The organism is Corynebacterium sp. 212_CJEI, assembly GCF_001055915.1.
In the GTDB taxonomy this organism is placed as follows: Bacteria; Actinomycetota; Actinomycetes; order Mycobacteriales; family Mycobacteriaceae; genus Corynebacterium; species Corynebacterium jeikeium_D.
Map to the genome: position 1 here is coordinate 64,247 of NZ_JVPT01000054.1, position 26,658 is coordinate 90,904.

25 protein-coding genes are annotated in these 26,658 nt (G+C 58.9%); 20 read left to right on the forward strand and 5 right to left on the reverse strand.

Features of this window, described 5'->3' with window-relative positions:
• Positions 1 to 53: 53 nt before the first annotated feature.
• The 9 genes from ADB02_RS06325 to nucS all read left to right on the forward strand — a co-directional run bounded on the left by ADB02_RS06325 (position 54) and on the right by nucS (position 7,773).
• Positions 54 to 305 (forward strand): ATP synthase F0 subunit C, encoded by a 252-nt coding sequence (locus ADB02_RS06325; RefSeq protein WP_016422456.1) that lies wholly within the window; start codon positions 54 to 56, stop codon positions 303 to 305.
• A 32-nt stretch (positions 306 to 337) separates the two neighbouring features.
• Positions 338 to 901 carry a F0F1 ATP synthase subunit B gene (locus ADB02_RS06330; RefSeq protein ID WP_005509352.1) on the forward strand — a complete coding sequence of 188 codons (564 nt, stop codon included), beginning with the start codon at positions 338 to 340 and terminating at the stop codon, positions 899 to 901.
• Between the two features lie 5 nt (positions 902 to 906).
• Complete coding sequence (locus ADB02_RS06335) at positions 907 to 1,725, forward strand: F0F1 ATP synthase subunit delta (RefSeq protein ID WP_048735245.1); 819 nt, start codon at positions 907 to 909, stop codon at positions 1,723 to 1,725.
• A 54-nt stretch (positions 1,726 to 1,779) separates the two neighbouring features.
• A complete protein-coding gene (gene atpA / locus ADB02_RS06340; RefSeq protein ID WP_005509387.1) occupies positions 1,780 to 3,423 on the forward strand; it encodes a F0F1 ATP synthase subunit alpha in 1,644 nt (547 codons plus the stop codon).
• A 53-nt stretch (positions 3,424 to 3,476) separates the two neighbouring features.
• On the forward strand, positions 3,477 to 4,457 hold the full coding sequence (locus ADB02_RS06345) for a F0F1 ATP synthase subunit gamma (RefSeq protein ID WP_005509705.1): 981 nt from the start codon (positions 3,477 to 3,479) through the stop codon (positions 4,455 to 4,457).
• 2 nt (positions 4,458 to 4,459) lie between these two features.
• Complete coding sequence (gene atpD, locus ADB02_RS06350; protein WP_005509621.1) at positions 4,460 to 5,899, forward strand: F0F1 ATP synthase subunit beta; 1,440 nt, start codon at positions 4,460 to 4,462, stop codon at positions 5,897 to 5,899.
• A gap of 11 nt (positions 5,900 to 5,910) precedes the next feature.
• Positions 5,911 to 6,282 (forward strand): F0F1 ATP synthase subunit epsilon, encoded by a 372-nt coding sequence (locus ADB02_RS06355; protein ID WP_049172054.1) that lies wholly within the window; start codon positions 5,911 to 5,913, stop codon positions 6,280 to 6,282.
• A 217-nt stretch (positions 6,283 to 6,499) separates the two neighbouring features.
• The gene (locus ADB02_RS06360; RefSeq protein ID WP_016422460.1) at positions 6,500 to 7,003 is read left to right on the forward strand and encodes a DUF2550 domain-containing protein; all 504 of its coding nucleotides are present in this window, start codon (positions 6,500 to 6,502) and stop codon (positions 7,001 to 7,003) included.
• Positions 7,004 to 7,080: 77 nt separating this feature from the next.
• A complete protein-coding gene (gene nucS / locus ADB02_RS06365) occupies positions 7,081 to 7,773 on the forward strand; it encodes an endonuclease NucS (protein ID WP_005509457.1) in 693 nt (230 codons plus the stop codon).
• Between the two features lie 364 nt (positions 7,774 to 8,137).
• On the opposite strand, the gene mce is transcribed toward nucS, so the two are convergent.
• Positions 8,138 to 8,590, reverse strand: coding sequence for a methylmalonyl-CoA epimerase (gene mce, locus ADB02_RS06370; RefSeq protein ID WP_005509354.1), 453 nt, complete (start codon positions 8,588 to 8,590; stop codon positions 8,138 to 8,140).
• A gap of 31 nt (positions 8,591 to 8,621) precedes the next feature.
• On the opposite strand from mce, the gene ADB02_RS06375 reads away from it, so the two are divergent.
• Both ADB02_RS06375 and ADB02_RS06380 read left to right on the forward strand, forming a co-directional pair.
• Positions 8,622 to 8,927: a thiamine-binding protein gene (locus ADB02_RS06375; protein ID WP_049172056.1), complete on the forward strand. Its 306-nt coding sequence runs from the start codon at positions 8,622 to 8,624 to the stop codon at positions 8,925 to 8,927.
• Between the two features lie 84 nt (positions 8,928 to 9,011).
• Positions 9,012 to 10,061, forward strand: coding sequence for a co-chaperone YbbN (locus tag ADB02_RS06380; RefSeq protein ID WP_049172058.1), 1,050 nt, complete (start codon positions 9,012 to 9,014; stop codon positions 10,059 to 10,061).
• A gap of 51 nt (positions 10,062 to 10,112) precedes the next feature.
• Here the strand turns inward: ADB02_RS06380 and ADB02_RS06385 are convergent, their stop codons facing one another.
• Positions 10,113 to 10,508, reverse strand: coding sequence for a TIGR02611 family protein (locus tag ADB02_RS06385; protein ID WP_016422463.1), 396 nt, complete (start codon positions 10,506 to 10,508; stop codon positions 10,113 to 10,115).
• Between the two features lie 333 nt (positions 10,509 to 10,841).
• On the opposite strand from ADB02_RS06385, the gene ADB02_RS06390 reads away from it, so the two are divergent.
• Entirely contained in the window at positions 10,842 to 12,014 is a 1,173-nt protein-coding gene (locus ADB02_RS06390) for a serine hydrolase (protein ID WP_049190092.1), read from the forward strand.
• A 128-nt stretch (positions 12,015 to 12,142) separates the two neighbouring features.
• Here ADB02_RS06390 and glgB read toward each other — a convergent pair whose 3' ends face one another.
• Together glgB and ADB02_RS06400 are read right to left on the reverse strand one after the other, a co-directional pair.
• Positions 12,143 to 14,338 (reverse strand): 1,4-alpha-glucan branching protein GlgB, encoded by a 2,196-nt coding sequence (glgB, locus tag ADB02_RS06395; protein ID WP_049190093.1) that lies wholly within the window; start codon positions 14,336 to 14,338, stop codon positions 12,143 to 12,145.
• 180 nt (positions 14,339 to 14,518) lie between these two features.
• Complete coding sequence (locus ADB02_RS06400) at positions 14,519 to 16,549, reverse strand: alpha-1,4-glucan--maltose-1-phosphate maltosyltransferase (protein ID WP_049172064.1); 2,031 nt, start codon at positions 16,547 to 16,549, stop codon at positions 14,519 to 14,521.
• Between the two features lie 140 nt (positions 16,550 to 16,689).
• On the opposite strand from ADB02_RS06400, the gene ADB02_RS06405 reads away from it, so the two are divergent.
• From ADB02_RS06405 to ADB02_RS06440, 8 genes are all read left to right on the forward strand, one after another.
• Positions 16,690 to 17,526 (forward strand): ABC transporter ATP-binding protein, encoded by an 837-nt coding sequence (locus tag ADB02_RS06405; protein ID WP_048735276.1) that lies wholly within the window; start codon positions 16,690 to 16,692, stop codon positions 17,524 to 17,526.
• Between the two features lie 6 nt (positions 17,527 to 17,532).
• Positions 17,533 to 18,372, forward strand: a complete 840-nt coding sequence (locus tag ADB02_RS06410) for an NUDIX hydrolase (protein WP_049172068.1) — start codon at positions 17,533 to 17,535, stop codon at positions 18,370 to 18,372.
• Between the two features lie 54 nt (positions 18,373 to 18,426).
• On the forward strand, positions 18,427 to 19,611 hold the full coding sequence (locus tag ADB02_RS06415; protein ID WP_049172070.1) for a THUMP-like domain-containing protein: 1,185 nt from the start codon (positions 18,427 to 18,429) through the stop codon (positions 19,609 to 19,611).
• A 337-nt stretch (positions 19,612 to 19,948) separates the two neighbouring features.
• Positions 19,949 to 20,734: an electron transfer flavoprotein subunit beta/FixA family protein gene (locus tag ADB02_RS06420; protein WP_049172072.1), complete on the forward strand. Its 786-nt coding sequence runs from the start codon at positions 19,949 to 19,951 to the stop codon at positions 20,732 to 20,734.
• A gap of 54 nt (positions 20,735 to 20,788) precedes the next feature.
• Positions 20,789 to 21,733, forward strand: a complete 945-nt coding sequence (locus tag ADB02_RS06425; RefSeq protein ID WP_016422471.1) for an electron transfer flavoprotein subunit alpha/FixB family protein — start codon at positions 20,789 to 20,791, stop codon at positions 21,731 to 21,733.
• Positions 21,734 to 21,986: 253 nt separating this feature from the next.
• Entirely contained in the window at positions 21,987 to 23,138 is a 1,152-nt protein-coding gene (locus tag ADB02_RS06430; protein ID WP_049190139.1) for a cysteine desulfurase family protein, read from the forward strand.
• A gap of 63 nt (positions 23,139 to 23,201) precedes the next feature.
• Complete coding sequence (mnmA, locus tag ADB02_RS06435; RefSeq protein ID WP_049190095.1) at positions 23,202 to 24,341, forward strand: tRNA 2-thiouridine(34) synthase MnmA; 1,140 nt, start codon at positions 23,202 to 23,204, stop codon at positions 24,339 to 24,341.
• On the forward strand, positions 24,338 to 25,390 hold the full coding sequence (locus tag ADB02_RS06440) for a methionine synthase (RefSeq protein WP_049190098.1): 1,053 nt from the start codon (positions 24,338 to 24,340) through the stop codon (positions 25,388 to 25,390). Before mnmA ends, ADB02_RS06440 begins: the two co-directional genes overlap by 4 nt.
• A 5-nt stretch (positions 25,391 to 25,395) precedes the next feature.
• Here the strand turns inward: ADB02_RS06440 and ADB02_RS06445 are convergent, their stop codons facing one another.
• Positions 25,396 to 26,556, reverse strand: coding sequence for an ATP-binding protein (locus ADB02_RS06445; RefSeq protein ID WP_049190099.1), 1,161 nt, complete (start codon positions 26,554 to 26,556; stop codon positions 25,396 to 25,398).
• Between the last annotated feature and the right edge of the window lie 102 nt (positions 26,557 to 26,658).

Consider the following 26,658-nt stretch of genomic DNA (forward strand, 5'->3'; position numbering starts at 1 on the left):
CTTAGAACAATCTTTAATCCGGGGCCATCCTTTAAGAAAGGGAACGGTTCATAATGAACGACGTCATCCTCTCCGCCCAGGACGCTGTCCAGGCTGTCGACACCAACGCTGGCCTGAAGACCATCGGTTACGGTCTGTCCACCCTGGGCCCGGGCCTCGGTATCGGTATCGTCGCCGGCAAGACCGTTGAGGGTATGGCACGCCAGCCTGAGATGGCCGGCCAGCTGCGTACCACCATGTTCCTGGGTATCGCCTTCACTGAGGCTCTCGCCCTGATCGGCCTGGTCGCAGGCTTCGTTTTCTAAGTCCGGACCTTCAAGCGGAGAACACGTAAACCATGACAGATTTCACCTTTTTGCTAGCGGCGGGTGACCTCCCGATGGGAGAGTCCATTAACCCGCTGCTGCCAAAGACCTATGACATCGTCTGGTCCGTTGTCCCGCTGGTAGTTATCCTGGTTCTCTTCTGGAAGCTCGTTCTTCCGAAGTTCCAGGAGGTCCTGACCGAGCGGGAGGACCGGATTGAGGGCGGCATTGAACGCGCTGAAGCTGCACAGGCTGAAGCCAAGGCCGCTCTGGAAAAGTACAACAGTCAGCTCGCAGAGGCCCGTACTGAAGCAGCAAAGATTCGCGACGAAGCCCGTGCACAGGGTCAGCGCATCATTGCAGACGCTACGACCAAGGCTAATGACGAGAGCGCACGAATCATCGAGTCCGGTGAGAAGCAGCTCGCTGCCCAGCGTGAGCAGGTAGTCGCAGAGCTGCGTAAGGAAATGGGCCAGAACTCCATCAATCTCGCTGAGCGCCTTCTGGGCGAGCAGCTTTCCGACGACGTTCGTAACTCGTCGACGATTGACAACTTCTTGTCCAACCTTGACACCGTGGCCCCGGCCGGAAAGTAGGCGACATGCACGCAGCAAGCCGCGAATCCCTGGCAGCCCTTAGCCAGCGACTGGACGCCGCTATCGGTGGCGACAATGTCGCTGTTGCTCAGGCTGCTCAGACTGGTTCCGAGCTTTTCGACATCGTCGAGGTCCTGGACTCCGACCGCGGCCTGCGTGTCGCTGTCGCCGACACCTCGGCGACTGCGGAACAGCGTTCCGGCCTTGTCCGGAGCCTGTTCGCGGGCAAGGTATCTGAGACGACTCTTAACCTCGTCGTGGATGCTGCCGCGCAGGTATGGTCCACCCCGCGTGAAATGCGTGAGGGTTTGGTAGAGCTGGGCCGTCGAGCCCTCCTTCGCTCTGCCGAAGGCCAGGGACAGCTTGAGACTGTTGAGTCTGAGCTGTTCCAACTGGGACACATCCTGGCTGAGCAGTCGCAGCTTGAACAGCTGCTGGCCGACAAGGCCGCAACCCCCGAAGCCAAGCGTGGGCTCCTCGCCTCTGTGCTGTACGGCAAGGTCACTTCCGTGACCGAAACCCTGGCACTGCAGGCTGTTGGCCGCCCATCCAAGCGCCCCGCGGACGACATTGACTCCCTGTCCCGGCTAGCCGCCGGCCTGCGGAACCACGTCGTCGCTCGCGTGACCAGTGCCACGGCCGTCTCTGACGAGCAAGAGCGAGCACTGGCGGACAAGCTCGGCCGAGTCTACGGCAAGGCGATGTCCATCCACACCGTGATCGACAAGTCGATTCTCGGTGGACTGGTCATCCGGGTTGGCGACGAGGTCATCGACGGTAGCCTTTCAACAAAGCTTGAGAAGCTGCGCGTCGGCCTCGGCTGACGGATGGTTTAGACGATTAATCACTGGAAGAATATTACCGAGAGCAGGAAGAACATGGCGGAGCTGACGATCTCCTCCGACGAGATCCGTAGCGCGATTGCGAACTACACCTCGAGCTACTCCCCGGAGGCCTCCCGTGAGGAGGTTGGCGTTGTTATCAGTGCAGCTGATGGTATCGCCCAGGTTTCGGGAATGCCGTCGGTCATGACGAATGAGCTTCTGGAGTTCCCGGGCGGCGTTATTGGCGTCGCTCAGAACCTTGACACCGACAAGGTCGGCGTTGTGGTGCTGGGTAACTTCGAGTCGCTTAAAGAGGGTGACGAGGTAAAGCGGACGGGTGACGTCCTTTCGATTCCGGTCGGGGACAAGTTCCTCGGTCGCGTAATTAACCCCCTGGGCCAGCCGATTGACGGCCTGGGCGACATTGAGGCTGAAGAGGACCGCGTCCTCGAGCTGCAGGCACCGACCGTGCTGCAGCGTCAGCCGGTTGAAGAGCCGATGGCTACTGGTATTAAGGCCATCGACGCAATGACCCCAATTGGTCGTGGTCAGCGTCAGCTGATCATTGGTGACCGTAAGACCGGTAAGACCGCGGTCTGCCTGGACACCATTTTGAACCAGAAGGCTAACTGGGAGTCCGGTGACCCGAGCAAGCAGGTGCGATGCATCTACGTTGCTATCGGTCAGAAGGGCTCCACCATTGCTGGTGTGCGCCAGACCCTCGAGGAGCAGGGCGCACTCGAGTACACCACCATCGTTGCTGCCCCGGCGTCGGATGCCGCAGGCTTCAAGTGGCTTGCACCATTCGCAGGCGCCGCACTGGGTCAGCACTGGATGTACCAGGGCAAGCACGTCCTGGTCATTTACGATGATCTGACTAAGCAGGCAGAGGCATACCGTGCCATCTCGCTGCTGCTGCGTCGCCCGCCGGGACGCGAAGCTTACCCGGGTGACGTCTTCTACCTCCACTCCCGTCTGCTGGAGCGTGCTGCGAAGCTCTCCGACGACATGGGTGCAGGCTCGCTGACCGCACTGCCGATCATCGAGACCAAGGCAAACGACGTGTCGGCCTTCATTCCGACCAACGTCATTTCCATTACCGATGGCCAGGTCTTCCTCGAGTCCGACCTGTTCAACCAGGGTGTCCGCCCGGCTATTAACGTCGGTGTGTCGGTTTCCCGTGTTGGTGGTGCCGCACAGACCAAGGGCATGAAGAAGGTTTCCGGTAACCTGCGTCTGGACCTCGCGTCCTACCGCGACCTGGAAGCATTCGCAATGTTCGCATCCGACCTGGACGATGCCTCCAAGCGTCAGCTGGAGCGCGGTCAGCGTCTGGTTGAGCTGCTGAAGCAGAAGGAAAACCACCCGCAGCCGGTCGAGTACCAGATGACCTCCATCTACCTCGCTGGTGAGGGCGAATTCGACGATGTCCCGGTTGAGGACGTCCGTCGCTTCGAGGCCGAGCTGCTTGAGCACCTGCAGGACACTCAGCCTGCAGTCTTCGAGCAGATTGACGGCGGCGTCGCCTTCTCTGACGAGTCCAAGGCTGCTCTGAAGTCCGCTACCGCTAACTTCAAGAAGTCCTTCCAGACTTCTGAGGGCGCACCGCTGGCTTCCGAGGCTCCGGTCGAGGCACTCGACGAGGGCGAGCTCAAGAAGCAGCAGATTACGGTCTCCCGCAAGACTGCCCAGAACTAGGCAGGTTGAGCTACTCAATGACCGTTTTCGCAATTGAAGGGAGGGAATAGGACATGGCGAATCTTCGTGAACTTCGAGCCCGAATCAAGTCGGTGAACTCGACCAAGAAGATCACCAAGGCCCAGGAGCTTATCGCAACCTCGCGCATTACCAAGGCGCAGCGTCGCGTAGCAGACTCCCAGCCGTACGCCGACGAAATCGAGAAGGTCATCGGACGTCTCGCATCGGCTTCGTCGTTGGATCACCCGATGCTCGTAAAGCGTGAGGGTAACCAGCGTGTTGCAGTCCTGGTTGTCACCAGTGACCGCGGCATGTGTGGCGGCTACAACCACAACGTCCTGAAGAAGGCTGCAGAGCTGCGTACCGCTCTGGAAGAGCAGGGGCATGAGGTCGTTCTCTACGTGACTGGCCGTAAGGGCACCGACTACTACGACTTCCGTGGTGTCGAGCTCGCCGGTACGTGGGAGGGCTTCTCCCAGGATCCGGACTACGCCGCAACCCACGACGTGCGTCGTCACCTCATTGATGGTTTCAACGCTACGGCCGAGGGCACTGCCAAGTACCGCGAAGGCCTGCGTGGCACCAACGGCGAGGCCGTTCAGGGCTTCGACCAGGTCCACGTTGTCTACACGGAATTCGTGTCCATGCTTTCTCAGATTCCGCGTGCACACCAGATGCTCCCGATTGAGCCTGTGTACGAGGATGTCGAGATTGCTCAGGGCGAGGACATGCTGTCCGATGGATCAGATGACCTCAAGCCGGACTACGAATTCGAGCCTGATGCAGACACCCTGTTGGCAGAGCTTCTGCCGCAGTACGTGTCCCGTACCCTGTTCGCAGTGATGCTCGAGGCCGCTGCCTCTGAGTCCGCTGCCCGTCGTAACGCTATGAAGTCCGCGACGGACAACGCTACCGAGCTGGTCAAGGACCTCTCGCGTGTTGCTAACCAGGCACGTCAGGCACAGATTACCCAGGAAATCACAGAAATCGTCGGTGGCGCCGGTGCGCTCGACGACAGCGGAGAAAGTGACTAGATATGAGCACAGCTCTAAGTGAGCAGAACACCACCACGGCTGTGGGCCGTGTTGTGCGTGTCATCGGTGCCGTCGTCGACGTGGAGTTCCCGCGTAACGAACTGCCGGCACTTTACAACGCGCTGACCGTGGAAGTTACCCTTCCTTCGGTCGCCAAGACCATTGTCCTCGAGACTGCACAGCACCTCGGCGACAACATGGTTCGTACCATTGCTATGGCCCCGACCGACGGCCTGGTCCGCGGTGCAGAGGTCAAGGACACCGGTAAGCCGATTTCGGTTCCGGTTGGTGACGTCGTCAAGGGTCACGTCTTTAACGCAATGGGCGACTGCCTGGACGAGCCGGGCCTGGGTCGCGATGGCGAGCAGTGGGGCATCCACCGTGAGCCGCCGGCCTTCGATCAGCTCGAGGGCAAGACCGAGATTCTGGAAACCGGTATTAAGGTCATCGACCTGCTGACCCCGTACGTTAAGGGCGGCAAGATTGGTCTGTTCGGTGGTGCCGGTGTCGGTAAGACCGTTCTGATCCAGGAGATGATTACTCGTATTGCACGCGAGTTCTCCGGTACTTCGGTCTTCGCCGGTGTTGGTGAGCGTACCCGTGAGGGCACCGACCTCTTCCTGGAAATGGAAGAGATGGGCGTTCTCCAGGACACCGCCCTCGTCTTCGGCCAGATGGACGAGCCGCCGGGAGTCCGTATGCGTGTCGCGCTGTCGGGTCTGACCATGGCGGAGTACTTCCGCGATGTTCAGCACCAGGACGTGCTGCTCTTCATTGACAACATCTTCCGTTTCACCCAGGCCGGTTCTGAGGTTTCGACCCTGCTGGGTCGTATGCCTTCCGCCGTGGGTTACCAGCCGACCCTGGCTGACGAGATGGGTGTTCTGCAGGAGCGCATTACGTCCACCAAGGGCCGTTCGATTACCTCTCTGCAGGCCGTCTACGTGCCTGCCGATGACTACACCGACCCGGCTCCGGCAACGACCTTCGCCCACCTCGATGCAACCACCGAGCTCGACCGCTCGATTGCATCGAAGGGTATTTACCCGGCAGTGAACCCGCTGACTTCGACTTCTCGTATCCTCGAGCCGTCGATCGTCGGTGAGGAGCACTACCGAGTTGCTCAGCAGGTTATTAACATCCTGCAGAAGAACAAGGAACTCCAGGACATCATCGCCATCCTCGGTATGGACGAGCTGTCTGAGGAGGACAAGGTGACCGTGCAGCGTGCACGTCGTATCCAGCGATTCTTGGGTCAGAACTTCTTCGTTGCTGAGAAGTTCACGGGTCTGCCTGGTTCGTACGTCCCGCTGAAGGACACCATCGTTGCCTTCGACCGCATCTGCAAGGGCGACTTCGACAACTACCCGGAGATGGCCTTCGACGGCCTGGGTGGCCTCGACGATGTCGAGAAGAAGTACGCTGAAATGCAGAAGAAGTAAGGGGCATCCTCATGGCTGAAATCACCGCTGAACTGGTTGCCGTTGAGCGACCGCTCTGGAAGGGCAAGGCCACTTTGGTCTCTGCCCAGACCACCGAGGGTGAGATCGGCGTGCTGCCCGGACACCAGCCGTTGCTTGGCCAGCTGGTCAACAACGGCACGGTGACCATCAAGACCGCAGACGGCAAGGTTCTTGTCGCTTCGGTACAGGGTGGGTTCATTTCCGTGTCTACCTCGAAGGTTTCGATCCTCGCGGATAAGGCAGTCTGGGCTGACGAGGTTAACCTCTCCGAGGCCGAGTCCAACCTGACTTCGGATGACCCTGCAGTAAAGGCTCAGGCTGAGTCGGAGGTCCGCGCGGCTCGTCGCGCTTCCACCAACTAGTCTGTTCGCCTGAACATCCGGTCGCACGACCGTATTCTTCCTGCTTCTTTAAACGGGGCGGGGAGCTCGCAAGAGAAATCTTGCCAGCTTCCCGCCCCGTTTTTCTTAGTTATTTTTCATGTCAGTGCAACAATCGGGTAGGGTTTGTAAAAAGCCTCTAATGCGCTTTTGAACCAAGGTTCGTCGTCTATTCACCCGGATGCGAGGCTGGCAGATAGTGTTTTCAAGCGTAACCATGATGTCAATCATGTTCATGATTATCGGTGCGATGTTGATCGTCGGCGGGGTCCTTGCCCTGTGGCGTTTCGCCAGCCTGCATGCAAAAGGTACTCCTGTTATTGCTCGTCGCCTTCCTGCAGGTGATGGCAGTCATTGGCGCCATGGTGTCATTGTTTATTCCGAGTCGACGTTGAAGATGTACAAGCTACGTTCGCTGCGTCCTGGCTGTGATGCCGAATTTGCCCGTCACGATGTCACTATTGTGGATCGCCGAGATCCGACTGACATCGAGGCGGGTTTTTTCGCGCCCGGGCTTCGGGTAGTCAGGATTAAAACGGGGAAAAATACCGAATGGGAGTTTGCTGTGGACTCGTCCTCGGACACTGCGCTGGTGGCGTGGGTGGAGTCGAAGCCGTCGTCACGCCAGACTCGTGAGTTTCCTACAGACATTGAGCGCCGTTTCCGTTCGGCTTATAACCGTGGCCGAGGAAGTCAGTATTAGCCTCGGACGACAGGCTATTGCTAAGGCTCTAGTGGGTATTGTTTTCTCCCGCGCGGCAGTCACGTTAGGGTAGGGGAATGCGCCTTGTGATTGCTGAATGCACCGTTGACTATGTCGGTCGCTTGAATGCCCATCTGCCTCATGCCCCGCGCTTGCTGTTGGTGAAAGCCGATGGGTCTGTTTCTGTGCATGCCGACGACCGTGCATATAAGCCTCTAAACTGGATGACACCGCCGTGCACGCTGACGGAGAAGGATATTCTCGACGAGTCGGGTGAAGACACTGGTGAAAAGCTCTGGGTCGTCGAGAATAAGAAGGGCGAGCAGCTTCGTATAACTATCGGCAAGGTGCTGGCTGATAGCACGTACGAACTGGGAGAGGACCCTGGCCTGGAGAAGGACGGGGTAGAAGCGCATCTACAGGAACTGCTTGCAGATCAGTTCACAACGTTTGGCGAGGGCTACACCCTGATTAGGCGCGAATACCCAACCCCGATCGGACCGGTGGACCTGCTTGGCCGCGATGAAAACGGCGCCACCGTTGCAGTCGAGGTTAAGCGTCGGGGCGGTATCGATGGCGTTGAGCAGCTAACCCGTTACTTGGAGATGCTGAACCGCGATGAGCTGCTGGCACCGGTGGAAGGGATTTTTGCTGCCCAGGAGATTAAGCCACAGGCCAAGACTCTGGCAGAGGATCGTGGGATTCGCTGTGTGACCGTGGATTACGACGCCCTGCGTGGCCTGGAGTCCAATGAATTGCGGTTGTTCTAGCCATGCCTAGGCGAAACCACAAGCGGCGCGGTAATCAACGAGGCAACCAACGCGGCGGGCGTAATAACCACGGCCAGAATCGCGGCAGCCTGCCCACATTTGGCAGTTCTTTCCAAAACACCCGCACTGAATCTGGGCCTGCCGGTTGGCAGGACGTGGACTTTGCGGTGCGTAACATCAGCGCTGGACAGTCGAACAAGGTTTATCGCTGTCCAGGGTGCGACCAGGAAATCATGCCCGGGACCTCGCACATCGTAGCTTGGCCGCAGGATTATGGTGCAGGCGCCGATGACCGGCGCCATTGGCACACTAACTGCTGGCGCAATAGAGCTCACCGCACTATCACGCGCCGCTGGGGATAGATTTACTTAGCCGGCTCAACGAGCTCCAGCAGGACGCCGCCGGCATCCTTCGGGTGGATGAAGTTGATGCGCGAACCTGCGGTACCGATCTTCGGCTCCGGGTACAGCACCCGGGTGCCCTGCTCCTTCAGGTGCGCCATCAGCGCCTCCAGATCAGTGACACGAACTGCGTACTGCTGGATTCCTGGACCCTTCTTGTCCAGGTACTTTGCAATCGTGGACTGGTCATTCAGTGGCGCGAGAATCTGAACCAGAGTGCCACCTTCAACCTTGTCGGCCGGGCCGACCATGGCCTCGTGGACACCCTGCTCTTCATTGACTTCATCGTGGTAGTTGATGAAACCAAGGTTTGCGCGGTACCACTCAATAGCGGCATCAAAATCCGGGACTGCGACGCCGACGTGATCAACAGCGACTACGTACTTATGGGGAACGGGAATCTGTGTCTCACTCATAGTTTCCAGGGTACTCGCTATTATCGGCGCCATGATTGTCGCATTTTCTGTTGCCCCCACTTTCTCCGATCCTGAGCAGGGAATGGCTGAGGCCGTTGCTGAAGCCGTGCGTGTTGTGCGCGAATCTGGCCTGCCCAACGAGACCAATGCCATGTTCACCCTTGTTGAAGGCGAATGGGATGAGGTGATGGATGTCATTAAGCGAGCCACGGAAGCAGTCAGCCGTGTCAGTCCGCGTACTTCTCTGGTCATCAAAGCGGACATTCGCAACGGATACACCGGGCAGCTGCGTGCGAAAGTGGATGCGGTCGAGGATGCGCTGAAAGCCACCGACTAGTCTCTTGTTCGGATTGGACACGTAGGCTCTACATAGGTCTTTACATAGGCTTTACGACGACACTGGAGAGGAACCCCTTTGACGATGCCAGCTGGACATGGTCACGCACATGGCCATTCTCATGGTCACTCGCATGGAGCACACGGTCACCGCGAGTGCTCGACTCCGCCGCCACCACCCGGCACGGTTGATTTGGAGCAGCTCCACCAGCGCGCCGAAGCCGAACGTAAGCGCCGAGAGGAGATCGAGCGGGCAACCAGTGATCAGGGAAATGGGCTTCCTCCTGTAGTTGAGATTGTCCCGCAGACCCTTGAGGCAGAAGTCGTTCTGCGCTCGGAGCAGGTCCCGGTTATTGTCTTGATCGGCATGGCTGGAGCAGCTGATTCGTTGCGTCTTCGGGCTGAGCTAGAAGGCATGGCCCGTGAGGCTAATTTGAACTGGATCCTGGCGTGGGCAGATGCTGAGGAGCATCCGCAGCTGGCCCAGGCATTCGGTGTGCAGGCAGTGCCGACAGTCACGGCTGTGGCTATGGGCAGTCCCATTGGCATGTTTGTCGGCGAGAAAACCAGGGATTGGCTGGAGCAGTGGCTGGCGCAGGTTATGAAGGCCACTCGGGGTCGTCTCAAGGGGTTGCCGGCGGGAACTCGTATGGCTGGGGAGGGCAGCGGGCCGGAGGCTCCGGAGCCGACTGACTTCTTCGGCAATCCCGTACCCACCGATGACCCGCGTTTGGAGCAGGCTGAAGAGTTGCTCGAGGAGGGCGATTTCGACGGAGCGTTGGAGCTGTATGACGCTATGCTGCAGTCCGAGCCCGCAAATCAGGGGCTGAAGCGCGCTCACGCGAATGTGTCCTTCTTCGCCCGCGCTGCCAAAATCGATCGCAGCGCAGATCCAATTGCAAAGGCCGACGCTGCGCCGAAGGACGTCGCGCTCGCCCTCGATGCCGCGGATGTCACGATGCTTGTCGACGATCCAGCGAAGGCGCTCGATCGTTTGTTGAAGTTGCTCCCGCAGGTGTTTGGCGATGACCGTGAGGCCATCAAGTCGCGTCTACTAGAGCTGCTTGTGCTATTCGATACCGCAGATCCAGTGGCATTGGATGCACGCCGGAGGATGGCTAGCGCACTGTACTAGGAGTACTGGACTAGGGGCACTGTACTAGGAGCCTGGAAAGCGCTCAGGCTCCTAGCTTGAAGCGTCGGTGTATGGCCAGTCATCCGGAGCCATGAAGTAGTAGACGCTGCCCATTACAGCGGCCATAAACGCCATTAGCAACAGGAAAAGTGTTGCTTTCATTGCCACATGACGCTCCGCATACCAGGCGTAAAAGGCGTCCAATTTTGCTGCCAACCAGATGTTCAGGCGACGTGTCGGCGGATGCACCAACGAGAGAATTCCCAGTGCAACAAAGATGCAGAGCCATCCGGGAGCAGGAGTTGGCAAAATGATAATGCCAACAATGAGCAATACGAAGCCTGCGACGAGAAGAACCGGGGAGAGTACCGGCCCATACCAGGTGTTGCGCATATGGGCATGGCGAATCTGCATGCGGTCCATCAAGCGATGTACCTTTTCCTTCATTGCGATTCACTTCCTCCGATTTTCGGTGCCGTGCGCTATTTCTAGCAGCGGTCTCGGACGAGGCATCGTTGAAGCATTAAGCATCAAATGTGCAGCTCAACTGCCTGGGTGTACCGTTGGACATTGATTCTTTTAATCATGTCTATATTTAATCCATTGTTGCACAAAAGCTGCGCCCCAGTGCAACGAGATTTTTCGGAAGGTGGTAATCTTCCAACAGTTCTCAGTGGTTTACAGCAGTTACCACTGCATCTCATCCACCTGTTCACCTCAGACAGTTCATACTGCGCTAGGTGCCTTTGGTCTTCAGTTTTCTGCAGCCAGGAGTTTTGCATGCGACTTCGCCCCAAAGCCCTTCGCGCTACTTCCGCCTCGGTCATTGTTGCGCTTTCGGCCTCGACTCTGTTGGCGGGGTGCACCATCGATGTCCCAAGCACCACCGGGTCCAAGGCCACCACTGCTACCACAAAACCTAATGCTCCAGATAACGGTTGGGATGCTTCCGAGGAAGTCACCTGGTCTGATGCACAGGACGTCCTCGATACTGCGGCTAAGAGTTTCTCCGACAACTATGGCATTGATTTAGGTGTCTATTTGCGTGTCATTGACGGTCCATACAAAGGGCTCACGGCGTCGGTAGGCGAGGATACGAAGGAGTACTCCGCATCGACCATCAAGGCTCCGTTAGTGGTTACTGCGCTGAAGAAATTCGGCGATGACCTAGACAAGACGGTGACGGTCGATTGGGACAATGGTGTTGGCGGAAGCGTGATTGGCCCTGGCCAATACACGCTCGACGGGCTGTTGCAGTACGTGATGCGGTATTCGGACAACACCGCGGCGAATGGGTTGATTGACGCTGTCGGTGGTTTCGACGAGGTCAACAAAACCATCAAGGAAGCCGGTGTTGATGACAAGCGCTACCACCTGGGCAACAAGTTCAACATCCCCAATCCCAGCGGTGATCGGTCCTGGTTTACTCCCTCTCAAGCTGCGCTGTTCATGGCACGTCTCCAGGAAGTGGCCGATGGCACCTCAAAGCACAACTTCATTACCAAGGACACGGCACAAACTGCATTGACCTACCTCACTTACGGTGGTTCGCAGAAGTTTGTGATGTACGTCGGCTCCGCAGTCCAGAAGACCGGTGACACTGCCGAGGGCGTTAATGACCACGGTATTTTGTACACCGCAGCCGGCCCCATCGCTTACGCCATTACGACGCGCTTTGATGAGGTGCCGCTCAATGAGCTTACCGACGGCCTGCTCGGCCAGCTGGGTTCCCAAATAGCCCAGCTTCTGCCGGATTACAATCGCCTTGGTAAGGATGGCAAGCCACTGACTGCTAAGCAGGCTGCGACGTGGAGCGCGGATGAGGATGGCGACGGCATTCCTGATCGTATCGGAACCGACAGCATGGATGGATCCGGGTACATCGATGATTCAGATTCTGCGAATTACAACGAATCTTTGGAACCTGACTGGTTCAATCCGTTCCGTGGATAGGACCTGGATACGCTCCCCAAAACAAAATTGCCCGTGAGTCAGGTTTTCAGGCTGAAACTCAGATCACTGAAAACCGTGCAGCACGGGCAATTCCTATGTGATTGTCTTTTGTTTGGCTGGATTCGGGACTAGCCCTGCCACTTCAGCCAAACGGCGGTGTTGGCCGGCAGCACCAAATCAATCGAGTGAGCCTGGCCGTTCCAACCGTGCTCGACCGCGGTCACAGTACCGTTTTCACCGTAGCCGGAGCCCTCGTAACGCGATGCGTTTGTGTTCAGAATCTCCGTCCATTGGCCACCGCGCGGTACGCCAATCTTGTAGATTTCCTGCGTGGTTCCCGACAGGTTATAGACGCAGGCGACGACCGAGCCATCGGTGCCGTAACGGACAAAGGACACAACATTGTTTGTGGAATCATCCGCGTTAATCCACTGGAAGCCCTCTGGGCGGTCATCCTGGGTGTAGAACGCTGGGTTTTCCTTGTAGATGGCGTTGATGTCCTTAACCAGCAGTTGAATGCCGCGGTGGAATTCGCCGCTCCAACCTTCGAGGTTGTCCCAAGCCACGGACTCATCGTGGTTCCACTCGTGGTTCTGGCCAAGATCCTGACCCTGGAATAGAAGCTGCTTGCCCGGGTGCGCCCACATGAAGGTCAGGAAAGTACGTAGGCCTGCGGCCTTATCCCAATCGCCGCCCGGCATGCGCTCCCACAGCGAGCCCTTGCCGTGCACGACCTCGTCGTGGCTAATCGGCAGAATGAACTCTTCCGAGTAGGCGTAGACCATAGCGAAAGTGAGCTCATGGTGGTGGTAGGAGCGGTAAATCGGCTCCTTGCTGAAGTACTCCAGCGTGTCATTCATCCAGCCCATGTTCCACTTCATAGAGAAGCCCAAGCCACCGTGTTCGGTAGGTGCGGTCACTCCCGGCCAAGAAGTGGATTCTTCGGCCACGGTGAGGAAGCCCGGGTTGTGCTTGTGTACAGTGGCGTTGAATTCCTGCAGGAACTGAACAGCATCGAGGTTTTCACGGCCACCGTACTGGTTCGGCAGCCACTCGCCTTCATTGCGGGAGTAGTCCAGGTACAGCATGGAAGCCACTGCGTCGACGCGCAGACCGTCGATGTGGAACTCTTCTGCCCAGTACAGTGCGTTGGCGTAGAGGAAGTTGCGTACCTCGTTGCGGCCGAAGTCGAAAACGTAGGTGCCCCAGTCGCGCTGCTCGCCGCGACGCCAGTCCGGGTGCTCGTAGCAAGCCGTGCCATCGAAGCGGGCAAGTGCGAACTCGTCCTTCGGGAAGTGCCCCGGAACCCAGTCCATGATGACACCGATGCCAGCGGCGTGGAAGGCATCAACTAGACCGCGAAACTGGTCTGGGGTGCCGAAGCGACTGGTCGGAGCGTAGTAGCCGGAAACCTGATAACCCCAGGAACCGGTGAACGGGTGCTCACATACTGGCATGAACTCCACGTGGGTGTAGCCCATGTCGACCACGTAGCGCACCAGCTTCTCCGCCATAACTTCGTAGCTCAGGCCCTGCTTCCAGGAACCCAAGTGGACCTCGTAGATAGAGATGGGCTCTTCGGTCCAGTCTGTGTTGGCGCGCTTTTCCATCCACGCTTGGTCACCCCAGGTGTAGTCGGAGGTCGCGACAATCGACCCGGTAGCCGGTGGGAGCTCAGCAGCACGCGCCATCGGGTCGGCCTTATCGCGGCGCTGTCCCTCCGGTGTCGTGATGGCGAACTTGTAGACTTCGCCCTCACCCACACCCGGGATGAACAGCTCCCAGATACCTGCACCACCCATAGAGCGCATTGGGTACTGCGCGCCGTTCCACATACAGAAGTCACCGACCACGGCTACGCCACGTGCGTTCGGAGCCCAGACCGTAAACGAGGTGCCTTCGACCGTACCCAGCTCTGTGTCGTAACTGCGAAGGTGAGCACCGAGAACCTTCCACAGTTCCTCATGACGTCCTTCGCCGATTAGGTGCAGGTCACCAGCGCCAATAGTGGGGAGGAAACGGTAGCCGTCGGCACGCTCTACGGTTTCGCCGGAGTCCCACGTAATGCGCAGGCGGTAGTCGAAGTCATCGCCGCCTGGGACGAGGGCGGTGAAGAAACCGTCGCCCAGGTTCTCCGCTTCAAACTCGCCGCGCGTGCTGACGACAGTAACTGCCTGAGCGCCGAAGACCCTCGTGCGAATAACCGTGTCACCGTCCACGACGTGTGCGCCGTAGATGCTGTGCGGATCGTGATGGGTGCAGTAGCGCAGGCGATCCATATCGCCGGAATCAATTGCGAGGCGGGGATCTGTGTGGGCTCCCATGGAAGGTCCTTCCGAAGCGTTTCTAGGTAGGTGAATGTGAAGTTGTTGAGTTCAGTTCTAAAGAAATAGAGGGAGGTAGGGGACAGTGGGCTGCTAACTCACCCGCCAGCCTAACGACGAATCGTTGCGACAGTGGTCAGGTCAGCGGCCCACTAACCCCGAAAGTTCCCAGCAAGCGTTCTAGCCCTCGTAGTCGGGGACGTCGCGCCAAGCCAACTTGTGGCGGAGCTTGACATCGATTTCCGGCAGCTTGATGATGTGCGCGACGTTTTCCCACGGTGCCAGGCGGACGTAGTTGTCCTTGCCCCAGTTGAACTGGTTGCCGGTAATCAGGTCAGTGACATCCATGCGGTCGTGGTTGCGGAGCCCAATGCGATCCATGTCGAGGTGCACGGTAGCTTCCTGGGCATTCCACGGATCGAGGTTGAGAACAACGAGGATGGCATCGCCGGTGACCGGATCGAGCTTCGAGTAAGCCAGCAGGTTGTCATTGTCGATGTCGTGGAAGTGCAGGTTGCGCAGCTGCTGCAGAGCCGGGTGCTCGCGGCGAATCTTGTTCAGCGTGGCAATGAACGGCTCCAGCGAGTTGCCGGTGGCCAGTGCCTGGTCGTAATCGCGGCTGCGGAGCTGGTACTTCTCGCTGTCGAGGTACTCCTCGGAGCCCTCCTTGACCGGAACGTTTTCAAACAGCTCGAAGCCGGAGTACATGCCCCACAGCGGAGATAGGGTGGAAGCCAGCGCGGCGCGGATGGCGAAGGCTCCACGGCCGCCCTTGACCAGGAAGTCATGCAGAATATCTGGGGTATTGACCCATAGGGATGGGCGAGCGATGTCCGCATGGCGGGTAATCTCCTCGCCGAATTCGGTCAGCTCTTCCTTCGTAGTCTTCCACGGGAAGTAGATGTAGGACTGAGTGAAGCCAGCCTTGGCCAGACCGTAGAGACGGGCTGGGGCGGTGAAGGCCTCGGCGAGGAAGATGACCTCCGGGTTGGTTTCGTGAACGGTTTCAATCAGCCATTCCCAGAAGTTGCCCGGCTTGGTGTGGGGGTTATCCACGCGGAAGACCTTGACTCCACGCTTGACCCAAAACTTCACTACACGCAGAACCTCTGCGTACAGGCCCTTGGCATCGTTGTCGAAATTCAGCGGGTAGATGTCCTGGTACTTCTTCGGCGGATTCTCGGCGTAGGCAATGGTGCCGTCCGGCAGCACGGTGAACCACTCCGGGTGAGCCTTAGCCCAGGGGTGGTCCGGTGCACACTGGAGCGCTAGGTCGATAGCGACCTCGAGGTCGCGCTCCTTAGCAGCCTTGATGAATTCCTTGAAGTCCTTTTCGTCACCGAGGCTCGGGTGGATGGCGTCGTGGCCACCTTCTGCGGAGCCGATAGCCCACGGAGATCCGACATCGCCCGGTTCCGGGGTCAGGGTGTTGTTGCGACCCTTGCGATTGATTTCACCGATTGGGTGAATCGGGGGCAGATAGACCGTGTCGAAGCCCATGCGCTGAGCGCGATCAAGCTGTGCAACCGCAGTCTTGAATGTGCCGTGCAGCAGCTCGCCATTTTCGCCGTAACCACCGTTGGAACGAGGGAAGAACTCATACCAAGAGGAGTACAGGGCTTCGCGGCGGTCAACCTTGATCTTGCGGGTCTTTCCGCGGGTCAAAAGGTCGCGCACCGGGTGCGCCTGCAAAATGGCGCGGGTCTCGTCGGAAAGCGCGGCTGCAATGCGGGCGCGAAGATCGCCGTCGCCGCGCAGACCTGCGGCGATGGAGCGTAGGTGGTTGCGGTGGATAGCAGCGGCACCAGCGGCGGCGCGGTCGAAGAGAGCGGCGCCAATTTCTAGATCATTAGCGAGTTCAGCTTCGCTCTGACCGGCCTCGAACTTCTTGGTGATAGCGTTGCGCCACGTTGCCATCGGGTCGGACCAGGCATCAATGCGAATGGTCCACAGCCCGGGAACATCTGGGACGAAGGTGGCATTGACCTGATTTGGATCATGGTCAGAAAAGTGCATTGGGATGCGCTGTGAGCGGGAAGCAAAAGCTGATTCCTTCGGCCCCTTGACGTTGAGCGTGGCGTTCATCGCGTCGTGGCCTTCTCGCCAAATGACGGCAAAGGTTGGGACGACTTCACCCACTACGGCCTTCGATGGAGTTGCACCACCGTTGATTTGAGGACGGATGTCATCAATACCGATTCGACCAGTCATAAAAGACGTTCTCCTAATTGTCGGCGAGCTAGGTGAAAATCGAAGCAAAACCATCTCGAGTGAACTCGATTTGCTCTCTACCGAGGATAGATGAGAATGTCCAAGCGCACATTTGGGCAAAGTTAGGGCACCATGGATGTGTGGCTGAATTGGAAGAAGACTTTAACGAAGATTTGCTACTCGACTTTCGCGACGTAAACCTCATCCGTGGTGGCCGTACGCTGGTCGGGCCGGTCGATTGGCAAGTAGAACTTGACGAACGCTGGGTCATCATGGGGCCGAACGGTGCAGGCAAAACTTCTTTGATGCGCATTGCTGCAGCGGAGGAGTTCCCGTCTTCAGGGGTGGCCCATGTGATGGGCGAGCAGATTGGGCGCACCGACATGCGTGATCTGCGCACCATGATTGGTTTGACATCATCGTCGATTGCTCACCGCATTCCCAATGACGAAAAGGTCGCGGACCTTGTTATTTCCGCCAGTTACTCCGTCCTGGGGCGCTGGCGTGAGACCTATGAAGAGATGGATTTCGAACAGCTCTCCGAGATTCTCGAGCGCATGGGTGCTGAGCATCTTGCAGACCGCACCTGGGGCACTCTCAGTGAGGGAGAGCGCAAGCGCGTACTCATCGCACGAGCCATGATGGTCAACCCCGAATTGCTGCTTCTCGACGAGCCGGGAGCCGGACTCGACCTCGGCGGTCGCGAGGACCTCGTCGGTTACTTAGGCGAACTCGCACTCGACCCGGATGCGCCGGCGATGGTGATGATTACGCACCACCCGGAAGAAATTCCGTACGGCTTCACCCATGCGATGCTCCTCGACGAAGGCAATGTCATCGCACAGGGGCTTATTGACGACGTCCTGACCAGTGAGAACCTGACCAAGGCTTTCCACCAGGAAATCGTCGTCGATCGCATCGATGATCGCTACTTTGCGCGCCGGGCACGGCCTGCTGGAAAGCACCGGAAGAAGTAGACGCTCATGGCGGTTCCGACACCTGAAACCCCGAATACACCCGCGTCGCCGAAACTGGCTGCGACTGTGTTGCTGCTCCGCGACACCCACTGCGGGCTCGAGGTCTACGTTCAAGAACGCGTATCCTCAATGCGCTTTGCGGCCAACATGACCGTGTTCCCCGGCGGTGGAGTAGACCAGCGTGATTTCCCCGCTGTCGCGAATGAGGTCATGGCCGTGACCGAGCTGTTGGAGGCCGACCCCGAGTCGCGGATCGCGCAGGCTTTTAACGTCGACTGCGCGCGGGCGCACGCGCTCACCTGCGCGGCCGTGCGTGAGACCTTTGAGGAAACAGGCACTCTGTTGGTTCGCGATGCTGGCGGTGAGATTGTCGCAGATGGTCACCGCTTCCACCGTCAGCGACGACAGTTGGAAGCCCACGAGTTGTCATTGACGGATTTCCTTAGCAATGAAAATCTGGCGCTCGATGCCGAACTCGTCAGTCCTTGGGCTAACTGGGTGACACCCGAATCCAACCCCATTCGCTACGACACCTATTTCTTCCTCGCCGCGCTTCCCGACGGTCAAAGGGCCGACGGTGACACCTCTGAGGCATCATCTTCAGGTTGGTTCCGACCGACTACGATTTTGGATGGATGGCGCCGTGGGCTACTTGGCCTCATGCCTCCGACCTGGGCGCAACTAACTCGCTTGGACGGCGTCAGTACTGTGGCCGAGGCTCTCGAGGCGGCCAGAAACACTCCGGTGCGACGCACCAGTAGTGACTTCCTCGGGGAACCTTTTATGGATGAGTACTTTGCCGTTGCCACCCACATGGGGCATTTGCGCAAACGTATGAACCGTTAGCCGACTACTCAACCCCCGTTAACCGGCTGATCCCTAGTTGGAAGGAGATAACGAGTGTCCCTGTCCGCTGCAGAGGTGGCCGCTGTTGCTGCTCACCCGGAGTGGCTAGATGAGGCCGACCAGCTCGCGCTCACTAAAAAGTCTCTGATTGCAGACTCCGCGCATCTACGCCAACACTGTGGCGAGTTTGGTCGCGCGGTCATTGAAGTTGCGGCAGCTCGGCGTTCGGCGGTCAGCAAACTGCCAGGGGACTGGATCTTCTCTTCCGAAGCAGCGCAACAGGCCACGCCCTTTGTCGTCGCGATGGCTCGCGCCCGTAGGCTTGCGGATCTCGGTGTCGAAGCAGTGGCCGATGTGACCTGCTCCATTGGTACTGAAGTGGCAGCAATTGACCACGAGGGCCTGACCGTTGTCGGGTCTGATCTCGACCTTGCGCGGCTGGCCATGGCGCGGCATAACGTCGGCAAGAACATCTTCGCGCAGGCCGATGCTTTGCAACCGGCCTTTGACGCACCCGTCATTGTCGCTGACCCTGCACGCCGCTCCGGTGGTCGCAGGATCACCAACCCGGAGGACCTGCTTCCGCCACTGTCGGCGCTCATAGCCGCCTGGCCCGACAAAGAACTAGCTATCAAATGTGCGCCGGGCCTCGACTTCAGCGAGTGGAGCGGGGAAGTAGCTGTCACTTCGGTCGACGGTGCGGTCAAGGAGGCGTGTCTATATACGCCGGGGCTGGTCAGAGTTACCGAGGGGCAATCCGTAACGCGGTCGGCGATGGTTGTCCAGACCGTCGATAAGCACAGGCCATTAGAGTTGTCGGCGGTGAACGTGCAGACATACGACGACACCATGCCTGACGACATCGACGTACGGGCGGCCGGTCGGTACATCATTGACCCGGACGGAGCAATCGTGCGCGCCGGGCTGGTGCGGCATTTTGCGGCGGCACATGGGCTGTGGCAGCTCGATGAACGGATTGCGCATCTTAGCGGTGATGCGTTGCCACAGGGCATTGCCGGGTTTGAAGTTATTGAGCAAGTGAATTTGAAGCAGGTTCGCAAGGCGCTGGCGGCGTTGGATTGCGGGGCGGCGGAGATTCTCGTGCGCGGTGTGGACGTGAACCCGGACGTGTTGCGCAAGCAGTGGAAGCTGAAAGGTGCCAGGGCATTGGCGGTGGTGATCACGCGTATTGGGCGGAGCGCGACGGCGTTTATCTGTGAGCCTCGAGAGATCGGTTAAGGACCGCGTTACGACGGAAAATTGGTGGGGGTAGCCTGTTGGGGATCGGTGTTTGCTGTTGGCGAATACCACGGAGGCAACTGCGATCGGTTGCGTATTATTAACCTCTGACATGCGGAAATGGCATGTTAGCGGGTGGGGTGGGCTCGTGACGTGAGAAAAAATTTAAAAAAATAACGACATTGTTATCTGGATCACCTTCGCATTGGCGACAGGTTCTGTTATCTTCAACACAGACGACCTAGAGCGTGGCCTGGTTCACTTTATTGTGAGGTGGCTTGCGAAGTAAGGTCAGATAAACGTTCACCAGTAATCAACCAGTAAGGACGACAGAAAAATGCCGAACATTGTGGTTCTGGTCAAGCAGGTTCCGGACACCTGGTCCGAGCGTAAGCTCACCGACGACAAGTTTGTCCTCGATCGTGAGTCTGCAGACGCAGTTCTCGACGAGATTAATGAGAACGCTGTTGAGGCTGCCCTGCAGCTGAAGGAAGAGCACGGCGGAAACGTTACCGTCGCAACTGTAGGCCCGGATCGTGCCATCGAGGCACTGCGCAAGGCTCTGTCCATGGGTGCTGACGATGCCGTCATTCTTTCGGACGACGCACTTGAGGGCTCTGACGCAGTCCAGACTGCATGGGCTCTGTCCAACGTCATTGACACCCTCGAGGATGTTGACCTCATCATCACCGGCAACGCCTCCACTGACGGTGGTACCGGCTCCGTTCCGGCTGTCCTCGGTGTTTACCGCGACCTCCCGGTTCTGACTCACCTGCGTTCCGTCGCTATCGACGGTGACTCCATCACCGGTGAGCGCGAGGTTGAAGACGGCATCTACCAGCTCAAGGCATCCCTGCCGGCAGTCGTCTCCGTCACTGAGAAGGCAAACAGCCCGCGCTTCGCATCCTTCAAGGGCATCATGGCCGCTAAGAAGAAGCCGGTCACCGAGCTGACCCTGGACGATGTTGCTGCTGAGGCAGAGCAGGTTGGTCTCGAAAACGCTGCTACCGGTGTCACTGGCTCCACTCCGAAGCCGGCTAAGACCGCTGGTGAGCGCATTAACGATGAGGGAGACGGCGGCGCCAAGCTGGCCGAGTACCTCAAGGCCCAGAAGTTCATCTAAGGCGCTTGACGCGAATAGAAGACAAATAGAGATACAAGTAGGAGAAAGATCACTATGACCGACGTCCTCGTTCTCGTCGAGCACGCAAATGGCGAGCTGAAGAACACCACCGCTGAACTGCTGACCGCTGCTTCCGCATTCGGCACCCCGGCCGCAGTTGTCGTGGGTACCCCGGGTACCGCTGCTGGCTTCGCAGACACCCTGGCCTCCTACGGCGCTGGCGAGATTCTCGCTGCTGAGTCCGACGATGCCGACAAGTACCTGATCACCCCTGAGGTTGACGTTCTCGTCGGCCTGGCCTCCGAGCGTGAGGTTCCGGTGCTGGTTTCCGCTTCCGCAACCGGCAAGGAAATCGCTGGCCGCGTCGCTGCGCTGACCGGTTCCGGTCTGCTGTCCGACGTTGTTGCTATCAACGATGACGCTTCCGTTAAGTACTCCATCTTCGGTGGCGAGTACATCGTTGACGGTGTCGGCTACGGCGCATCCCCGGTCTACGCTCTGCGTCCGGGCTCCGTTGACCCGGAGGAGAAGTCCGGTTCCGCTGACGTTACCGAGATTGCATTCCCAGAGATCGGCAACAACGCTGTCGAGATCGTTTCCTTTGCGCCGGCTGAGGGCGGCGACCGTCCGGAGCTGACCGAGGCTAAGCTGGTTGTTTCCGGTGGCCGCGGTGTCGCATCCGAGGATGGCTTCAAGAACGTTGTTGAGCCGCTGGCAGACGTTCTCGGCGCAGCTGTTGGTGCTTCCCGTGCTGCTGTTGACGCTGGCTACTACCCGGGTCAGTTCCAGGTTGGCCAGACCGGTAAGACCGTTTCCCCGGACCTCTACGTTGCTCTGGGTATTTCCGGTGCTATCCAGCACAAGGCAGGTATGCAGACCTCCAAGACCATCGTTGTGGTCAACAAGGACGAAGAGGCTCCGCTGTTCGAGATTGCTGACTTCGGTGTCGTCGGTGACCTGTTCGACGTTGTCCCGCAGGCTATCGAGAACCTGAAGTAATACGCACTTGCCTTAAGGCTGCTAGTTGCGTAAGGCTGCTGGCCGAGAGTCAACTCGGCTAGCAACTACCCGCTCGGGGTGGGCACAGATTTCCTGTCTGTTCCCGCTCCGAGCATTTTTTTGGTCCTACTCATCTGTTCGTGCAGACAGTGAGGTTTAACTATGGCGGATAGTGAGCATAAGCCGCACGCAGCGTTATACTGCCTGCATGCTTAATGACCACATCGTTGCCGCTCCGGACGAGAAGAGTGAAATGAAGTCTGCTGCGAAGACCCGTCACTTTGTGGATCATGCCGCGACTACGCCATTGCGCCCAGAAGCGCGCACGGCAATGGTCGAGAACCTAGGTCTGGCCAACCCCTCGGGGCAGTACGCCACCGCACGCATTGCGAAAAAGGTTCTGGAAGAGTCCCGAGAGGAAATTGCAGAGCTGCTCGGTGCCGATCCCATCGAGGTAGTTTTTACTTCCGGTGGAACTGAGGCCGACAATCTAGCGATTTCAGGCCTGTACTTCAAGGCCTCTGGCTCGGACATTGTGGTTCCACCAATCGAGCACGATGCAGTGTTGAAGACATGCCACCATCTGGAAAAGGAACACTGGGCCAAGATTGTTGAGGCTCCTGTAGGTGCTGATGGTCGCGTTGACATGGTGCAGTTCCCGGCGATGAGTCGGCAGAACACCGCGCTGGTGACGTGCATGTGGGCGAACAATGAGACCGGCACTATCCAGCCGGTGGAGGAGATTGCCAAGCGGGCGAAGGAGGCTCGCGTGCCTTTCCATATCGATGCTGTGCAGGCAGCCGGACATCTGCCAATTGATTTCCACGCAAGTGGCGCCACTACAATGGCCATCTCCGCGCACAAGTTCGGCGGTCCCCGTGGGATTGGGGCGCTGCTTGTTCGTCGTGAAGCGAAACTTACCCCGCATAACAACGGCGGCGGGCAGGAACGCGGACTGCGTTCGGGCACGCAGGACGTGGCGTCGGCGGCGGGCATGGCGGCAGGACTGCGCGCGGCGGTGGACGCGATGGCGGCGGACAATGAGCGAATCCGCGGTCTGACGCAGCAGCTCATCAGGGCAATCGTGCACATCGACGGTGCGATTATCCACACCAGCGAGCTCGCTTTGCCGGGGCACGTCTACGCTAGCTTCCCGGGCGCGGAGGCCGATAGTTTGATCATGCTGTTCGATGCGGCGGGAATTGACTGCTCTACGGGATCGGCATGTAGCGCGGGCGTTAACCGTCCCTCGCACGTGCTGATGGCGATGGGCGTTTCGGAGCCGGAAGCGCGATCGTCGATTCGTTTTACGCTGGGGTACACCTCGACGCAGGCGGATGTCGACGCCGTCATTTCGGCGCTGCCGGAAACGGTCGAGCGGGCGCGGCGTGCTGGCATGGCTTAGTTTTTGCCCCGTGGTGGTACGGTGACACGTGCACAAAATCTAGAGGGGAAAGGTTGCAACGCAATGCGAGTTCTTGCAGCAATGAGCGGTGGTGTGGATTCTTCCGTGGCTGCGGCGCGTGCATTGGCCGCAGGTCACGAGGTCGTCGGCGTGCACTTGGCGCTGTCGAAAGATCCGCAGTCCGTTCGCGCTGGATCCCGCGGCTGCTGTTCGCTAGAGGACTCCGGCGATGCCCGCCGCGTCTGCGATGAGCTGGGCATTCCTTTCTACGTCTGGGATTTCTCCGAGCGCTTCAAAGAAGAGGTCATGGATGACTTCTACGACTCCTACGAGCGCGGCGAGACGCCGAACCCATGCCTGCGCTGCAATGAACGCATCAAGTTCGCCGCTCTACTAGAGCGTGGCATCGCGCTCGGCTTCGACGCTGTGGTCACGGGGCACTACGCTTTGCTTGGCGACGACGGCCTGTTGCGCCGCGGCCGCGATGCGAAGAAGGACCAGTCCTATGTCCTGGGCGTGCTGGATCGCGAGCAGCTGCAGCGCTCGATGTTCCCGGTAGGAAACACCGAGAAGCCAGAGATTCGTGAAGAAGCCCGCGGGATGGGACTAGGCACTGCCAACAAGCCGGACTCTTACGACATCTGCTTCATCCCGGATGGCAATACCAAGGCGTTCCTGGGCGCGAAGATTGGCCGTCGCCCGGGCACCATTGTGGATAAGGAAACTGGCGACACTGTCGCTGAGCACGACGGTGTCTACGGTTTCACCATTGGTCAGCGCAAGGGGATTGGCCTGGCGGGGCCGATGCCTGATGGCAAGCCGCGCTATGTCACCGGCATTGACGCAGAGACCGGCACGGTGACAATCGGCACGGCTGCGGACTTGAATGTCAACGTGCTCGAGGCTGACCGTGCCATCTGGCTGGCCAACCCGGATGAGGTACTCGCTGCCTCGGAGGCCGGCAAGCTGCAGGTGCAGGTGCGTGCGCACGGTCGCCCCATCGACTGCCGCATTGAAGTGCTGGCAGGACCTGACGATGACGTCACCGGACGCGGTGGCGCCTTCCGGCTGCGCCTGAGCGATCCGCTTCGTGGTGTCGCTCCTGGTCAGGCCGCTGTTTTGTACCACACTGACACTGCGGGCGACTACGTGCTGGGCTCCGGCACGATTGTCTCGACCGCCCGTGAAGAGGACTTGTCGTGACCTCCTTTGTCGGCCTTGGCCCGATGCCGGGCCGCAATCCACACGAGGCGGCAGAGATTGTCATTGGCGAATGCCTGGAAGGTCACGTCACGCTACCGACGTTGCCCGCCCGTGGGTTCGGCGCCGATGCCGTCGGTCGCACGGCCGCCCTCATGGCTGACCTCGTCGTGGACAGGGGAGCGCGCTCCTGGAAAGTCGCCGACCGTCGTGGTCGCGCGAGTGCCTTGGCCACTGATTATCTCCACCGAGACATCGACGCGTGCGAGGAAGCGTGGGGACGCACCCCGCAGAAGATTCGCCTGACCGCTCTCGGCCCATGGACGATGGCGACTTCGGTGGAAAATGCCGCAGGCCATCTCATCGCCGTTGACCGCGGCGCCGTGAAGTACTTCGCGCAGTCGCTGGCCGCGGGATTGGCTTCCCACATCGCCGATGTCCGTCGGCGTTTCGACAGCGACATCGAGGTACTTCTGGCAGAACCCGCACTCGGCGCAGTCGTACAGGGCAAGATCAAGGCTCCGTCCATGCTGATGGGCAACGCGGGCTATCTCCCCGCCCAGGGGCACCGCGAGATCGCGGAGATCTTCCTCGAGGTCACGGGGCCGCTGCGTGACGACGACATCGAAGTGACCATCGCGCTGTCGAGCCCCGATGGCCTGGCTGTTCAGGCCTTGGCGGATTCCGGTGCGGCCGGAGTGTGGCTACCTCGCAAAGAACTGACCACCACGCAGCAACTGGATTTTGCGGCTGTCGTGGTCGGTGCCGATATGTCCCTGGAGCTGGGTATTGTGCCAGTGACGGTCACGGAGCGAGAAGAGCACACGGGCGTCCCGGTGGCGACACCGGCTCGAGCACTCGCTGAGCAAGCAGCGCTGTTCTGGGATGAGCTGGGCTATTCGCGCCTACAGATTGCTGAGAGCCTGAATCTGGCGCCGATGGGCGGCTTTGCTGCCAGCTCCAATGGAGAAGCACAGGCGCAACTCGGCGCAGGCCGTAATGCCACGGAGCTTCTTCGTCGGGCAGCCGGTGACTTGGCTCGCGACGAATAGCGACCTTATTCCACCAGCGTATTGAGGTAATCGGCGAAGTAGGGAAGTGTGAATTCCACGTATCCCGTCGACGCTGACACAATCAGCTCGCGGTAAATCAGGTCATGGCGAAGCTGTGAGATGCCAGAGAGTTTGCGTCCCATGGTCTCTGCGATGGCGCTCGTGGCCACGGGCTTTCCATTGGGGGAGAGGCTCGCCATCGCTTTGAGAAAATCAATCTGGCGAGGTGGTACTTTTCGCAGGCTGGGCGCATGAACTTGCAGCCCGATGCGGCGGATTGATTCCGCTGCCGCATCCGAGACATGCTGAGCGGTAATGGTGTCCGAGTGGGCCAACCTGGCCTTAGCCCAAGCGACTGAGCCAATGGTCTGTATGAGATACGGGTAGCCGTGGCTGAGTTCAGCGGCCAGCTCGACGGCATCCTCAGTCATCGCACGTTCGCCGAGTTCTGCAGTTCTGCGAATGATGTCCTTGGTGGTCTCCACGTCCAATCGGCCCAGAGACACGCGCTCGGCACGGCGTAAGAATGTTGCGCCCTCTAGCTGGAGCAAGTCTTCGATACCGCTGGGCAGCCCGGCTGCGACAAAGGCAATCTCCGCATCGTCGCGATTTAGGTCCTGGATTGCATGGGCAATTTCGTTGAGCTGTGCGGGGTCTGCACTTTGAACCTCGTCGAGAGTGAGCAAGATGCCGGATCCCTGTGGCATGAGGAGAGCCGAGAGATCCTGAAGTTGGCTGAGCAGATTCCTGCCGGGCTCGGGCTGAGAAGTGCTGACTTCCGTCTTAAACCCGCCAATGCCGGCGATGGACAGGCCGGTGAGGTGACGGCCCTTGCCCGTCGGTGCACTGTCAATGGCACTGAAAGTGCGCGGAATGGTGACATCGGTGAGTTCAGAAATCATTTCAGAGCCGATGTGAGCACGCAGCACAATCCATCCCAGTTGCTTTGCTGCGGCTTCAAACTCGTTGAGAAGTACCGTCTTACCGATTCCGCGGGTACCGGAAATTAGCGCGGTTCGCCAGGGATTACCGGGGCCTTCCGCCAGAGCCAGCTCAAACGAGTCCAGCTCGACATCGCGCCCACCGATGATGGCCGGGGATCGGCCGAATGTGGGGTGGAAAGGATTGCGTGGGATGGAGATGGCCTTGTCGCCGCGAGTGGTCACGCATCAATCATAGCAATGGATAATCCACATCGGCTTGGATAACTTGGATATTCCGCCGAATTTTGGATATTCGATTTCCATTGGATAATCACAAAACTCTGG

Bases quoted from the DNA above. Each gene is read 5' to 3' on its own strand.
- ADB02_RS06325 (WP_016422456.1), top strand. From the start codon at position 54: ATGAACGACGTCATCCTCTCCGCCCAGGACGCTGTCCAGGCTGTCGAC.
- ADB02_RS06330 (WP_005509352.1), top strand. From the start codon at position 338: ATGACAGATTTCACCTTTTTGCTAGCGGCGGGTGACCTCCCGATGGGA.
- ADB02_RS06335 (WP_048735245.1), top strand. From the start codon at position 907: ATGCACGCAGCAAGCCGCGAATCCCTGGCAGCCCTTAGCCAGCGACTG.
- atpA (WP_005509387.1), top strand. From the start codon at position 1,780: ATGGCGGAGCTGACGATCTCCTCCGACGAGATCCGTAGCGCGATTGCG.
- ADB02_RS06345 (WP_005509705.1), top strand. From the start codon at position 3,477: ATGGCGAATCTTCGTGAACTTCGAGCCCGAATCAAGTCGGTGAACTCG.
- atpD (WP_005509621.1), top strand. From the start codon at position 4,460: ATGAGCACAGCTCTAAGTGAGCAGAACACCACCACGGCTGTGGGCCGT.
- ADB02_RS06355 (WP_049172054.1), top strand. From the start codon at position 5,911: ATGGCTGAAATCACCGCTGAACTGGTTGCCGTTGAGCGACCGCTCTGG.
- nucS (WP_005509457.1), top strand. From the start codon at position 7,081: ATGCGCCTTGTGATTGCTGAATGCACCGTTGACTATGTCGGTCGCTTG.
- mce (WP_005509354.1), bottom strand. From the start codon at position 8,590: ATGAGTGAGACACAGATTCCCGTTCCCCATAAGTACGTAGTCGCTGTT.
- ADB02_RS06375 (WP_049172056.1), top strand. From the start codon at position 8,622: ATGATTGTCGCATTTTCTGTTGCCCCCACTTTCTCCGATCCTGAGCAG.
- ADB02_RS06380 (WP_049172058.1), top strand. From the start codon at position 9,012: ATGCCAGCTGGACATGGTCACGCACATGGCCATTCTCATGGTCACTCG.
- ADB02_RS06385 (WP_016422463.1), bottom strand. From the start codon at position 10,508: ATGAAGGAAAAGGTACATCGCTTGATGGACCGCATGCAGATTCGCCAT.
- ADB02_RS06390 (WP_049190092.1), top strand. From the start codon at position 10,842: ATGCGACTTCGCCCCAAAGCCCTTCGCGCTACTTCCGCCTCGGTCATT.
- glgB (WP_049190093.1), bottom strand. From the start codon at position 14,338: ATGGGAGCCCACACAGATCCCCGCCTCGCAATTGATTCCGGCGATATG.
- ADB02_RS06400 (WP_049172064.1), bottom strand. From the start codon at position 16,549: ATGACTGGTCGAATCGGTATTGATGACATCCGTCCTCAAATCAACGGT.
- ADB02_RS06410 (WP_049172068.1), top strand. From the start codon at position 17,533: ATGGCGGTTCCGACACCTGAAACCCCGAATACACCCGCGTCGCCGAAA.
- ADB02_RS06420 (WP_049172072.1), top strand. From the start codon at position 19,949: ATGCCGAACATTGTGGTTCTGGTCAAGCAGGTTCCGGACACCTGGTCC.
- ADB02_RS06425 (WP_016422471.1), top strand. From the start codon at position 20,789: ATGACCGACGTCCTCGTTCTCGTCGAGCACGCAAATGGCGAGCTGAAG.
- ADB02_RS06430 (WP_049190139.1), top strand. From the start codon at position 21,987: ATGAAGTCTGCTGCGAAGACCCGTCACTTTGTGGATCATGCCGCGACT.
- mnmA (WP_049190095.1), top strand. From the start codon at position 23,202: ATGCGAGTTCTTGCAGCAATGAGCGGTGGTGTGGATTCTTCCGTGGCT.